Annotated in this window: 12 protein-coding genes; 2 read left to right on the top strand and 10 right to left on the bottom strand. The window is 70.8% G+C overall.

Annotated features, from left to right (window positions below):
• Positions 1 to 5: 5 nt before the first annotated feature.
• Entirely contained in the window at positions 6 to 740 is a 735-nt protein-coding gene (gene cobS / locus ACK8OR_RS14855) for an adenosylcobinamide-GDP ribazoletransferase (protein WP_410190181.1), read from the bottom strand.
• 90 nt (positions 741 to 830) lie between these two features.
• Here cobS and cobT point away from each other — a divergent pair, with 90 nt between their 5' ends.
• On the top strand, positions 831 to 1,832 hold the full coding sequence (cobT, locus tag ACK8OR_RS14850) for a nicotinate-nucleotide--dimethylbenzimidazole phosphoribosyltransferase (protein WP_410190180.1): 1,002 nt from the start codon (positions 831 to 833) through the stop codon (positions 1,830 to 1,832).
• Here cobT and ACK8OR_RS14845 read toward each other — a convergent pair.
• The gene (locus ACK8OR_RS14845; protein WP_410190179.1) at positions 1,829 to 2,311 is read right to left on the bottom strand and encodes a hypothetical protein; all 483 of its coding nucleotides are present in this window, start codon (positions 2,309 to 2,311) and stop codon (positions 1,829 to 1,831) included. The genes cobT and ACK8OR_RS14845 overlap by 4 nt on opposite strands.
• 62 nt (positions 2,312 to 2,373) lie before the next feature.
• Entirely contained in the window at positions 2,374 to 2,739 is a 366-nt protein-coding gene (locus tag ACK8OR_RS14840; protein ID WP_410190178.1) for a hypothetical protein, read from the bottom strand.
• Positions 2,740 to 2,805: 66 nt separating this feature from the next.
• On the opposite strand from ACK8OR_RS14840, the gene ACK8OR_RS14835 reads away from it, so the two are divergent.
• A complete protein-coding gene (locus ACK8OR_RS14835; RefSeq protein WP_410190177.1) occupies positions 2,806 to 3,555 on the top strand; it encodes an alpha/beta fold hydrolase in 750 nt (249 codons plus the stop codon).
• Here ACK8OR_RS14835 and folD read toward each other — a convergent pair.
• The 7 genes from folD to pal form a co-directional block, all read right to left on the bottom strand.
• Positions 3,552 to 4,451 (bottom strand): bifunctional methylenetetrahydrofolate dehydrogenase/methenyltetrahydrofolate cyclohydrolase FolD, encoded by a 900-nt coding sequence (folD, locus tag ACK8OR_RS14830; RefSeq protein WP_410190176.1) that lies wholly within the window; start codon positions 4,449 to 4,451, stop codon positions 3,552 to 3,554. The two genes, ACK8OR_RS14835 and folD, sit on opposite strands and share 4 nt — an antisense overlap.
• A 145-nt stretch (positions 4,452 to 4,596) precedes the next feature.
• A complete protein-coding gene (locus tag ACK8OR_RS14825; protein ID WP_410190175.1) occupies positions 4,597 to 6,270 on the bottom strand; it encodes a formate--tetrahydrofolate ligase in 1,674 nt (557 codons plus the stop codon).
• Between the two features lie 492 nt (positions 6,271 to 6,762).
• Entirely contained in the window at positions 6,763 to 7,344 is a 582-nt protein-coding gene (locus tag ACK8OR_RS14820) for an MOSC domain-containing protein (RefSeq protein WP_410190174.1), read from the bottom strand.
• 118 nt (positions 7,345 to 7,462) lie between these two features.
• Entirely contained in the window at positions 7,463 to 9,376 is a 1,914-nt protein-coding gene (gene ftsH / locus ACK8OR_RS14815; protein ID WP_410190173.1) for an ATP-dependent zinc metalloprotease FtsH, read from the bottom strand.
• Between the two features lie 74 nt (positions 9,377 to 9,450).
• A complete protein-coding gene (tilS, locus tag ACK8OR_RS14810) occupies positions 9,451 to 10,668 on the bottom strand; it encodes a tRNA lysidine(34) synthetase TilS (RefSeq protein ID WP_410190172.1) in 1,218 nt (405 codons plus the stop codon).
• A gap of 10 nt (positions 10,669 to 10,678) precedes the next feature.
• Complete coding sequence (gene ybgF / locus ACK8OR_RS14805; RefSeq protein WP_410190171.1) at positions 10,679 to 11,497, bottom strand: tol-pal system protein YbgF; 819 nt, start codon at positions 11,495 to 11,497, stop codon at positions 10,679 to 10,681.
• Entirely contained in the window at positions 11,497 to 12,003 is a 507-nt protein-coding gene (pal, locus tag ACK8OR_RS14800; protein WP_298430047.1) for a peptidoglycan-associated lipoprotein Pal, read from the bottom strand. Before pal ends, ybgF begins: the two co-directional genes overlap by 1 nt.
• Between the last annotated feature and the right edge of the window lie 6 nt (positions 12,004 to 12,009).

The following is a 12,009-nucleotide window of genomic DNA, read 5'->3' as shown; positions in this document are numbered from 1 at the left end:
CGACCCTAGCGCGCGGTCAGCGCGGCGAGAATGGCGATCTCGGAGAGTTGTTGCGCGGCCCCGAGCATGTCCCCCGTCTGGCCACCGATCTTGGCGCGCGCCAGCCGGGCGAGACCAAACGCCGCCACGCCCGCCAGTACCGCCGCGAGAAGGGCCGTGGCGGGCCCGTGAAGGAGGAGGGCGGCGGCAGCAATGGCCAACCCGATCCAGACCGCGCGCGCCTGGGGGACGCCCGCGCCTTTCGAGAGCCCGTCCGTCCGCGCCGGCGGCAGCCACCGCATCAGCGCCGCCATGGGCGCGCGGCTGGCCACGGCCGCCGCGACCGTCACGGCGAAGAGCGCACCCTCCGCCGCCGCCTCGGCCAGAAGGAGCCACCGCAGGAGAAGAGATAGGACCAGCGCGATCACGCCATAGGTCCCGATCCGGCTGTCGCGCATGATCACCAGCCGCCGCTCGGGCGTGAAGCCACCCCAGAACCCGTCGGCCAGATCGGCCAGCCCGTCTTCGTGGAGCGCGCCCGTCACCACGACCGCCACCACAAGCGTCACCGCCGCCGCAAGGCCCGGCGTGAAGCCCAGCGTGCCGAGGATCCATCCAGCCCCGCCCGCGAGAAGCCCGACCGCGAGGCCCGCCAGCGGCCAGGCCCAGGCGGCGTGGGCCGCGGGATCGGTCGGCGTGCCGCGCACGGGCAGCCGGGTCAGCAGCATCGCCGCCGAGGTCAGGTCGGATTTCACGGACATGTCGCACCTTGACGGCGGGGGGGCGGCTCTGGGCATAGCCGCGGTGCGGCGCCCGGTAAAGACGGGGCCGAGACCCAGACCGGAGCCCCCATGACCGACCTCTCCTCCTTCGCCGCCATCCGCGATGCCCTTGCCGCAGCACCCGCCCCCGACCGCGCCGCCCGCGTCGGGGCCGCCGAGCGCAACGGCCAGCTGACCAAGCCGCCGGGTGCGCTGGGGCGGCTTGAGGACTTGGCGCTCTGGTATGCCGGCTGGCGGGGCGACGCGCGGCCGAGGCTGGAACGCCCCCAGATCCTCGTCTTCGCGGGCAATCACGGCGTCGCGGCCCAGGGGGTCAGCGCCTTCCCGCCCGAGGTCACGGTCCAGATGGTCGCCAATTTCCGCGCGGGCGGTGCCGCCATCAACCAGCTCGCCGATCTGGCAGGGGCGCGGATGGATGTCCACGCGCTCGACCTCGACCGCCCGACCGCCGATTTCACCCAAGGCCCCGCCATGTCCGAGGCCGAGATGGCGGGCGCCTTCGCGACCGGCTGGACGGCCGTGGACCCCGAGGCCGATCTCGTCGTGACGGGCGAGATGGGCATCGGCAACACGACCGCGGCCGCCGCCATCGCCGCCGCCCTGCTCGGCGGGACGGGCTGGGCGGGTCGGGGCACGGGGGTCGACGATGCCGGGCTTGCCCGCAAGGAGGATGCGGTCACCCGCGCGCTGGACGCCAATTCCGGGCGCACCGGTCTCGAGGTGCTGGCGGCGCTGGGCGGGCGCGAGCTGGCCGCGATGGCGGGCGCGATCGCGGGCGCGCGGGCCGCGCGGATCCCGGTCATCCTCGACGGGTTCATCTGCGGTGCCGCGGCGCTCTGCCTCGGGGCCGAGGCCGAGGATGCGCTGGATCATTGCGTCGCCGGCCATCTTTCGGCCGAAGGTGCCCATGCGCGGATGCTGGAGGCGCTCGGGATGACGCCGCTCCTGTCGCTGGGGCTACGGCTGGGCGAGGGGTCGGGGGCGGCGCTGGCGATCCAGGTGCTGCGCGGCGCGCTCGCCTGCCATTCGGGCATGGCGACCTTCGCCGAAGCGGGCGTCGCGGACGGCTAGCCTGCGCGCGCGTCCCGCTCGGCCACCATGAACGACAGTGCGTCGGCGACGATTTTCGTCTCGGCGCCCCCGGTCACGCCGCCGATGCCGACGCGGCGCCCGATCCGCCACCACATGCCGGGCACCCAGGCGCGGCCCATCGGTTCGCGCAGCCGCACGAGAAAGCCGTTGGACGGCTTGAAGCTGAAGAGCGCGCGGTCCACCGACGCGATGTTGTCGAGCGGCGCGATGGGGCGTCCGTCTTCCTGCCGCAGCCCGTCCTCGTCCAGCACGATCCCGATGCTCGACCCGCGCCAGCCGGACTGCGCCAGCACCAGCGCCGCGATCCCCAGCCCCAGCAGGACGACCCGCCAGATCAGCTCGGCGGGCGGAAAGGCCATCGCGATATAGAGCAGCAGGAGTCCGAGAAGCACCTGCACCACAAGCCCGAGGACGCGGCGCGGGGCCGAAGGGCGCAGGATATGCAGAGGCTCCGACATGTCAGCGGCCTAGCGCCGATGCCCGGCCCGCACAACGCCTAGATTGAGACCTGGACGGGGGTCTAGATCAGGCCGCGCCACGACAGGATCACCGCGAAGAGGACGATCACGATCAACACACGGATCGCCGCCAGACCGATCAGCGCCGAACGGTCGCGGCGGCGGAACTTGCCCTCGGGGATCGCGGCGAGATGGCGGTCGAGCATCGCGCAGGTCGCCTCGATCCGCCGAGGGTCGAGATCGCGCGCCGTGGCCGGGTTTGCCAGCCGGGCCTTCGCGTCCACCAGTTCCCGCCCCTGCGCCAGCGCGGCCCGGGGCAGGCGTCCGCGGGCCGAGGCCAGCTTGTCGGCCAGCCGCCCACGCAGGTGCAACCGCTCGGCCAGAAGGGCCTCGGTCCGTTCGATGCGGGTCAGCGTCGCGTCATGCATGGCCCGGAGCCTAGGCGCGGGGCGGGGCGGCTGGCAATCGGGGCAGGGCAGCGATACTCCGTTTCCATGCTCAACACGATCCGCCACGGCAGCCCGACCGACCGCACCCCGCTCCTGATCGCGCATGGCCTCTTCGGGTCGGCGCGGAATTGGGGCGTCGTGGCCAAGCGATTGTCGTCGGATCGCGAGGTCGTCGCCGTCGACATGCGCAACCACGGCGCATCGCCTTGGTCGGACGAGCATTCCTACGCCGCGCTGGCGGGCGACCTGGCCGAGGTGATCGGCGACCGGCCCCATGACGTGCTCGGGCATTCGATGGGCGGCAAGGCGGCGATGGTCCTCGCGCTGACGGCGCCGGAGGCGGTGCGGCGGCTGGTCGTGGCCGATATCGCCCCGGTGACCTATGGCCACACGCAATCCCACCTGATCGCCGCGATGCGGGCGGTCGATCTGTCGAGGGTCGACCGCCGCTCGGACGCGGCCGCGCAACTGGCCGACGTGCCCGACGACGGCACGCGGGCCTTCCTGTTGCAATCGCTGGACGCGGCAGAGGGGCGCTGGACGCTGAACCTGGACGCGCTCGATGCCGAGATGCCGAAGATCATCGGCTTTCCGGAGATGACCCGGCACAGCGACGGGCCCGCGCTGTTCCTGTCGGGCGGCGAAAGCGACTACGTCCGCACCGAACATCGCGACCCGATCCGCGCTCTCTTTCCCGAGGCACGCGTCGCGAAAATCCCCGGCGCGCATCACTGGCTCCATGCCGAGAAGCCGCGCGAGTTCGAGGCGGCGGTGCGGGTCTTCCTCGACGCCTAGGCGGTCAGGCCCTCGGGCTCGGCCAGACCGTTCGCGCGGCACGCGGCCGTCACCGTGTTGGCCAGCAGGCAGGCGATGGTCATCGGCCCGACGCCGCCCGGCACCGGCGTGATCGCCCCGGCCACGGCGGCGCAGCTGTCGAAGTCGCAGTCTCCGACCAGCCGGGTCTTGCCCGCGCCGCGCTCCGGCGCGTCGATCCGGTTGATCCCGACGTCGATCACCGTGGCCCCCGGCTTGATCCAGTCGCCGGTCACCATCCGGGGCCGGCCCACAGCCGCGACCACGATATCGGCGCGGCGACAGACGGCTTCGATCTCCTTCGTGCGGCTATGGGCGATGGTGACGGTGCAGCTCTCGCCCAGCAGAAGCTGCGCCATCGGCTTGCCGACGATGTTCGAGCGCCCGATCACCACGGCGTCGAGCCCCGAGAGCGAGCCCAAATGGTCGCGCAGCATCATCAGGCACCCGAGCGGCGTGCAGGGAACCATCGCCTTCTGCCCGGTGCCCAGAAGGCCGACATTCGAGATGTGGAAGCCGTCGACGTCCTTGGCAGGGTCGATCGCGTTCAGCACGGCCTCGGAATCGAGGTGACCGGGCAAGGGCAGCTGCACGAGGATGCCGTGGATCGCGGGGTCGGCGTTCAGCGCCGCCACCTTCGCCATCAGCGCGTCCTGCGAGGTGTCCGCGTCCATCCGGTGTTCTTCGGAATGCATACCCGCCTCGACGGTCTGCTTGCCCTTGTTGCGCACATAGACCGCGCTCGCGGGGTCCTCACCCACCAGCACGACCGCAAGGCCCGGCGTCACGCCCGCGGCCTTCAGCCGCGCGACCTCCTCGGCGACGCGGCCGCGAATGCTGGCCGCGAAAGCCTTCCCGTCGATGATCTCTGCCGTCATGGCGTCGCTCCCCGGGCGCGCGCGCGCCTCTCTTCCTCTGGCCCGAAATACCTCCGCCGGAGGCCCGGCGGCGGCGGGGGCTCGATGCCCCCGTCGCCGCCCTTTTGCGCGACGGCCCCCGGCCGGCGCAACCGCCCGGCGGCGCTCAGAACAGCCCCTCGACCTCGCCCGCCTCGTTCAGCCGGATGTTCTCGGCCGAGGGCACGCGAGGCAGGCCGGGCATGGTCATGATCTCGCCGCAGATGACGACGACGAAGCCCGCCCCCGCCGAAAGCCGCACCTCGCGGACGGGCACCGAATGGCCCGTCGGCGCACCGCGCAGCTCGGGGTCGGTCGAGAAGGAGTACTGCGTCTTCGCCATGCAGACCGGCAGGTGGCCGTAGCCTTGGTCTTCCCAGGCCTTCAACTGGTCGCGGATCTTCTTGTCGGCCAGCACCTCGTCGGCGTGGTAGATGCGCTTGGCGATGGTCTCGATCTTCTGGAAAAGCGGCATCTCGTCGCCGTAGAGCGGGGCGAAATTCGCTGTGCCCGCATCGGCGATCTCGGCCACGCGGCGGGCCAGCGCCTCGGACCCGGCCGAGCCGTCGGCCCAGTGCTTCGAGATGATCGCCTCGGAGCCTTGCGTTGCGACATAGTCGCGGACGGCCTGCACCTCGGCCTCGGTGTCGCCGGTGAAGTGGTTGATCGCGACCACGACGGGCACGCCGAAGCTTTTGACGTTGCCGATATGGCGGCCGAGATTGGCGCAGCCCGCCTCGACCGCCTCGACGTTCTCGGCGCCCAGATCGGCCTTGGCCACGCCGCCATTCATCTTCATCGCGCGCACCGTCGCAACCAGCACGACGCAATCGGGGGCGAGCCCCGCCTTGCGGCACTTGATGTTCATGAACTTCTCGGCGCCAAGATCGGCGCCGAAACCCGCCTCGGTCACCACGTAATCGGCCAGCTTCAGCGCGGTCGTCGTCGCGATGACCGAGTTGCAGCCATGGGCGATATTGGCGAAGGGGCCACCATGGACGAAGGCGGGGTTGTTCTCGAGCGTCTGGACCAGGTTCGGCTGCATCGCGTCCTTCAAAAGGACCGTCATGGCGCCATCGGCCTTGATGTCGCGGCAGAAGACCGGCGTGCGGTCGCGGCGATAGGCCACGATCATATCGCCGAGCCGCCGCTCGAGGTCCGCGAGGTCGGTGGCGAGGCAGAGGCAGGCCATCACTTCGGAGGCGACCGTGATGTCGAAGCCCGCCTCGCGCGGGAAGCCGTTCGACACGCCGCCGAGCGAGGCCGTGATCTGGCGCAGCGCGCGGTCGTTCATGTCGACGACCCGCCGCCAGACGACGCGGCGCACGTCGATCTCCAGCTCGTTGCCCCAATAGATGTGGTTGTCGATCATCGCAGACAGAAGCGAGTGGGCGCTGGTGATCGCGTGGAAATCGCCCGTGAAGTGGAGGTTCATCTCCTCCATCGGGACGATCTGCGCGTAGCCGCCGCCGGCGGCCCCGCCCTTCATCCCGAAATTCGGCCCGAGCGAGGCCTCGCGGATGCAGATCATCGCCTTCTTGCCGATGGCGTTCAGCCCGTCGCCGAGGCCGACGGTCGTCGTCGTCTTGCCCTCGCCCGCGGGCGTCGGGTTGATCGCCGTCACGAGGATCAGCTTGCCGTTCGGGCGATCCTTCACACCGTCGATGAAGCCCTGACTGACCTTCGCCTTGTCGTGGCCATAGGGCAGCAGGTCGTCGGTGCCGATGCCGATCCCGGCGCCGATCTCCTGAATTGGCTTCTTCTTCGCCGCGCGGGCGATCTCGATATCGGTCAGCGGCATGGCGGTGGTCCTTTTCGCGCGCGGTGGTGCCTGCGCCTACGCCTAAGCGGGGCGGCGCCCGCGCCACAGCCGAAATGCGACATTCCGGTCGGTCCGGGCGTCGCGGCGGGGAGCGGGGCGTCGCCGATCGTCACCCCGCGTTTCCGACCCGCGCCGGGATCACGCTGCCGTGTGACGCGATTTTCGTGGGAACCGACCGATTCGTCGCGCGTTAGCCCGCCAGACACATGAACACATCTCAGGGGCCGCTATGTCCCCGGAAAGACAAACGAATGACCAGCACCAGCCTCTTCATCCACGCCGGTTTCATCTCGGGCCTCGCGCTCGCCATGGTCGCGGGCCTCGCCCTCGGCTGACCCCGGTATAACTCAACCGGGCCACACAGGGACGACGACCGTCTCCGGCCCGGCCCCCCGGCGCACATGCGTGCGCATGAAGGCGCGCGCCCCGTGAGATCTCAGGCATCCCGCGGGGCGCCGTCGCGTCTGGCGTTCAGGCGCCAGCCCAGGCCCGTTGATCCGGCAGATGCAGGCGCAGCTGTTCGCCGCACCGAAGAACGCCCTCGCGCTCGACCCAAGCCGTCACGCCGCGCTTCCCCTTCGCCGCGGCCTTGAACGCCTTCCCATGGCCCGGCGCCGTCGCGTCGATCACGGGCGCGGGCAGGTGGCAGGGCCTATTCTCCATATCCACGACGATCGTCGCGCCATCCTCGGCTTGAAGACGGGCGGAGGGCGGCAGGTGCGTGAAGTCGGGGATGCCGCGCAGCACCAGCGTCGCCCCGGCCCATGCGGGGTCGAACCGCGCGACTCCGATCTTCGCCGCGATCTCGGCCAGTTCGTCTTCGGACATCACGCAGAGCTGGCGTACGTTGCGGATTTCGGTGCCCTTGGGATGCTGCTGTGTCACGCGGCTGCACGAAGGGCGGGTCAGCCCGGCATGCGCCTCCTCTTCCGGCCCCGCGAAGGTCAGGCGCAGCGTCTCGCGCGGGGTCGAGGCCAGCGCGGCGTCCCGATCTGACACGGTCCCCAGCCAGGTCACGGTGCCGTAGATGTCGGTCGGGGCCAGTGCGGGCATCGGGAACCTCCGGGTCATGCGCCACCGGGATAGCCGGAGGGCCGCGACGAAAAAAGGCCCCGGATCGCACCGGAGCCTTCTTCTGTCTCGATGCGCCGGGTGGTCCGACCACGCGCCGTCAGGCGCTCGGTTCAGGCTCGGGCGCGATGTCCGGGCTCTTGGGCTTTGGCTTGGTCTTGGGGATTGCGGTGATGCCCGAGCCGCCCGAGGGCAGGTCATCCTGATCGTCGCCGCGGGTCAGCGCCTCGCCATTGATCACCTTCATGATCTCGGGCCCGGTCAGCGTCTCGTATTCCAAGAGGCCCTGGGCCAGCCGTTCCAAATCGTCGGCCTTCTCGGTCAGGATGCGCTTGGCGGTGTCGTAGCCCGTCTGTACCAGCTCCTTCACCTTCTCGTCGATCTTGGCCTGCGTCTCGGGCGAGACGCTGCCGCCGCCTTGGTAGCTGCCCAGGTAGGACTGCTGCTCATTGGCGTAATCGACCATGCCCAGCTCGTCGGAATAGCCGAACTGCGTCACCATCGCGCGGGCGATCTTGGTCACCTGCTGGATGTCGGAGGCCGCCCCGGATGTGACGTTCTCCTTGCCGAAGATCAGCTCCTCGGCGACGCGACCGCCCATCGCCATGGCGATCTTCGAGGTGTATTTCGTCCAGCTGACCGACAGCTGGTCCCGCTCCGGCAGCGAGAGGACGAGGCCCAGCGCGCGGCCGCGCGGGATGATCGTCGCCTTGTGGATCGGGTCGTGCTGCGGGACGTTCAGACCGACGACGGCGTGACCGGCCTCGTGGTAGGCGGTCAGCTTCTTCTCGTCCTCGGTCATGACCATGGACCGACGCTCGGCGCCCATCATGACCTTGTCCTTGGCCTGCTCGAAATCCTCCATCGTGACGACGCGGCGCCCGATGCGCGCGGCCATCAGAGCGGCCTCGTTCACGAGGTTGGCAAGGTCGGCGCCCGAGAAGCCCGGCGTGCCGCGCGCGATGATGCGCAGGTCCACGTCGGCGCCCAGCGGCGTCTTCCGGGAATGGACGCCGAGGATCTTCTCGCGGCCCTTGATGTCGGGGTTCGGCACCTGGACCTGGCGGTCGAAGCGACCGGGGCGTAGGAGCGCGGGGTCCAGCACGTCAGGGCGGTTGGTGGCGGCGACGATGATGATGCCCTCGTTCGCCTCGAAGCCGTCCATCTCGACCAGAAGCTGGTTCAACGTCTGCTCGCGTTCGTCGTTGCCGCCGCCGTAGCCCACGCCGCGGGACCGGCCCACGGCGTCGATCTCGTCGATGAAGACGATGCAGGGGGCGTTCTTTTTGGCCTGCTCGAACATGTCGCGGACGCGGCTTGCGCCCACGCCGACGAACATCTCGACGAAGTCCGAGCCCGAGATGGTGAAGAACGGTACGCCCGCCTCGCCCGCGACCGCGCGCGCCAGCAGCGTCTTGCCGGTGCCCGGAGGGCCGACCAGCAGCGCGCCCTTGGGGATCTTGCCGCCCAAGCGCGAGAACTTCTGCGGGTTGCGCAGGAACTCAACGATCTCCTCGAGGTCTTCCTTGGCCTCGTCGATGCCCGCCACGTCGTCGAAGGTGACGCGTCCGTGCTTTTCGGTCAGAAGCTTGGCCTTCGACTTGCCGAAGCCCATCGCCCCGCCTTTGCCGCCGCCCTGCATCCGGTTCATGAAGAAGATCCAGATGCCGATCAGCACGAGGAACGGGAGCCAGAGGCCCAGCGCGGACATGAAGCCGCTCGTCTCCTGGCTTTCGGCGACGATGCGGACATCGTTGCTCAGGAGGGTCTCTGTGACGTCGACATCGGCGGGCTTGATGGTGAACTGCTCGCCCCCGCCGGCCCCCGCGAAGATGATCCGCTCGCCGTCCAGCGTGACCGAGGAGACGGAGCCGCCCTCGACCTGGTTGACGAAGTCCGAATACGGCACCTCGCGCGCGGACATGGCGGAGTTGCCGCCCGAGAAGAGCTGGAAGAGCGCCATGACGAGCACGAACAGCACGACCCAGAAGGCGATGTTACGGGCGTTTCCCAAGGGGAGATCCTCCGATCAGGGATTGCGGGCGACAGCGTCGCGTTGGGGCTAATCTAAGCATTGGGCCGGTGGGTTCAACGCAAGATCAGCGACGCGAGGAACGGGGCGCGCGGTTTCGCCGTCCATCCGGCGGCCCGGCCGGCCAACGGGGCGGCGATCAGGTCGCCCCCGCGCCGCACCGCGGGCGAAGCCATCAGCGAAGCGCGGGGCAGGCCCGTCGCGCGCCAGTCGGTCTGCGCCACGTCGACCCCGAGCGCGCCCACGGTCAGGTCCGGTGCGTGGGGGCCGGTGAGGGTCCAGCGGCCGTCCCATGTCCGGTCCGTCGGGCCGGGCGGCGCCGCAGCCGCAGGTTCGCGTGACAGGCGGAGCGTGTCGCGCGCGTGGGTCAACACGCAGCCCCCGAGGGTACAGGTCGTGCCGCCGAGTGCGTGGTCCAGAAGCCGCAACCGCGCGTCGCGGCGCGGCCCGTAGCCGCCGCCGATCCAGTGCAGCCCGGCCAAGAGGAGGCGGGGCAGCGGGTCCGGGTCGCTCGCATGGGCGGCGCGGAGCGTGTCCATCCCGTCGATCAGGAGGTCGCCGCGATCCTCGCGGACATGGTAGCGCGCAATGGCGCGGGCATGGGTCACGAGGCTCGCACGCGCTTCGTCCAGCGCGGATGCGGAGCCCGCGAGCGTCGCCCGGTCGAGGCCCAGCGCCGCGATCGCGCGCCGTACCTCCACGCGGTCGAAGGTCGGGTCTGCATTGGACGGATCGTCGATCCAGTCTTCGCCCCTCGCGGTCAACGCATCCCGCAGGGCGGCGCGGGTCAGCCCGAGCGCGGGGCGATGCCAGGTCACGCCCTCCATCTCGCGCCGCGCGGCCATTCGGGCCAGCCCGTCGATCCCCGCGCCGCGCCGCATCCGGAGGACCAGGGTCTCGGCCACATCGTCCTGCGTGTGACCAAGGAGGACATCGTCCACCCCGGCCTCGCGCGCGCCCCGGCCTAGCGCGGCATAGCGCGCGGCGCGGGCGCGGGCCTGAAGCCCGGCACCCGGTGCGATACTCAGCGTCAACGTGCGATGCATACATCCGAGGCGGGCAGCGAGCGCCGCGACGCGGGCGGCCTCGGCCGGAGCCTCCGGTCTCAGGCCGTGATCGACAGTGAAGGCATGGACCGTCCGGCCCTCGAGGGCGCGCGCGGCGATCAGAAGCGCAGTGCTGTCGCTGCCGCCCGAAACCGCGACCCCGAGCGGGCCGTCCGGGACGGCGCGCGCGATCGCGGCGGTCAGCGCCGCGATCGCGTCATGCGCCATGGCGCGGACCTCACTGGCAGCCGAGTTCGACCCGTGCCGATTGCGCCTGTGCGGCGGCCGGGGCCTGCGGGAAGCGCAGCGGCACTTCGGCCAGCGTCAGGCACGCCTCGTCGCGCTGACCGAGTTGGCCCAGCGAACGACCCAGCCCAAGCAGCGCCTCGGGCGCGCGCGGGCCTTCGGGTGTGCCCGAAAAGGCTTCGAGATAGGCGCGGGCCGCGGCGGCGGACTGGCCGTCGCGGGACAACGCCTCGCCTCGCAGGAATTGCGCATCCGCTGACAGCGGGCCGGTCGGGTAGGCGGCCACGAAACGCTCGAACGCGGTCGCGGCCTCGGCGTTGCGCCCGGCATCGAGGGCCGCGCGCGCGGCGTCGAAATCGGCCCGTTCTCCCACGGCCAGCTCCGCGCCGCCGGTCCCGGGCGCGGGGGCCGGCGCGGGCGCGGCCCCGGCGGCGCCTTCCGCCTCGCCGCCCAGGGGGCCGGGCGCGGGCAGGGCGCCCAGATCGCAATCGGTCGTCAGTTCGCAGAGCTGGAACCGCAGATCCTCGATCCGGTTGCCGCCGTCGCGTGCGACGCTTTCGACCCGGAAGGACAGCCGTTCGGTCCGGGCCGTCAGCTCCTGAAGCTGCGTCTCGAGGCTGATGACCCGGTCGGGAAACGTGCTGCCTTCGATGCCGAGCGCCGCGGCTCCGGTCGTCGAGAGCTCGCGCGTGAGCTGTTGCAGCTCGACGTTCAAGACGCTCAGCTGCTGCCGGATATCGGCCAGCGTATCGCCCTCCTGCGCCCAGGCGGGCGCGACCAGCCCGAGTGCCAGCGCCAGCGCCAGCCGCATCAGACGCCCGCCCCCGCGGCGAGCACGGTCACCGCGCGGCGGTTCTGGCTGTAGCAGGCCTCGGTCGAGCAGACCTGGAGCGGACGCTCCTTGCCGTAGCTGATGGTGCGCATCCGGGTGGCCGAGACGCCCTGGCTCACGAGGTAGTCGCGGGCCGCGTTGGCACGACGCCCGCCGAGTGCCAGGTTGTATTCCCGCGTGCCCTGCTCGTCGGCATGGCCTTCGATCAGCGCGGTATAGGCCGGGTTGGCGTTCAGCCACTGGGCCTGTGCGGCCAGCGTGGCGCGTCCCTCGGGCGTGATGGTCGACTGGTCGACGGCGAAGAGGACGCGGTCGCCGACGGTCTGCTGGAAATACGCGACCGAGCTGGGGTCGTTCGCGCTGCCGGCGACGACGCCGCCCGCACCCGCGTTCAGGTCCACCGCGCCATCGCCCGCGCCGCCGAGCCGGTTGGCGCAGCCCGTCAGGGCAAGCCCGGCCACAAGGATCAGTGCAATCGTTCTCATAGGTCC

This window comes from Jannaschia halovivens (genome assembly GCF_046452375.1).
Taxonomy (GTDB): Bacteria; Pseudomonadota; Alphaproteobacteria; order Rhodobacterales; family Rhodobacteraceae; genus Jannaschia; species Jannaschia halovivens.
The sequence above is the reverse complement of the archived record's forward strand: the minus strand, read 5'-3'. Positions and strand labels throughout refer to the sequence as shown.

Coding starts and splice junctions, on each gene's coding strand:
- cobS (WP_410190181.1), bottom strand. CDS start 740: ATGTCCGTGAAATCCGACCTGACCTCGGCGGCGATGCTGCTGACCCGG.
- cobT (WP_410190180.1), top strand. CDS start 831: ATGACCGACCTCTCCTCCTTCGCCGCCATCCGCGATGCCCTTGCCGCA.
- ACK8OR_RS14845 (WP_410190179.1), bottom strand. CDS start 2,311: ATGTCGGAGCCTCTGCATATCCTGCGCCCTTCGGCCCCGCGCCGCGTC.
- ACK8OR_RS14840 (WP_410190178.1), bottom strand. CDS start 2,739: ATGCATGACGCGACGCTGACCCGCATCGAACGGACCGAGGCCCTTCTG.
- ACK8OR_RS14835 (WP_410190177.1), top strand. CDS start 2,806: ATGCTCAACACGATCCGCCACGGCAGCCCGACCGACCGCACCCCGCTC.
- folD (WP_410190176.1), bottom strand. CDS start 4,451: ATGACGGCAGAGATCATCGACGGGAAGGCTTTCGCGGCCAGCATTCGC.
- ACK8OR_RS14825 (WP_410190175.1), bottom strand. CDS start 6,270: ATGCCGCTGACCGATATCGAGATCGCCCGCGCGGCGAAGAAGAAGCCA.
- ACK8OR_RS14820 (WP_410190174.1), bottom strand. CDS start 7,344: ATGCCCGCACTGGCCCCGACCGACATCTACGGCACCGTGACCTGGCTG.
- tilS (WP_410190172.1), bottom strand. CDS start 10,668: ATGGCGCATGACGCGATCGCGGCGCTGACCGCCGCGATCGCGCGCGCC.
- ybgF (WP_410190171.1), bottom strand. CDS start 11,497: ATGCGGCTGGCGCTGGCGCTGGCACTCGGGCTGGTCGCGCCCGCCTGG.
- pal (WP_298430047.1), bottom strand. CDS start 12,003: ATGAGAACGATTGCACTGATCCTTGTGGCCGGGCTTGCCCTGACGGGC.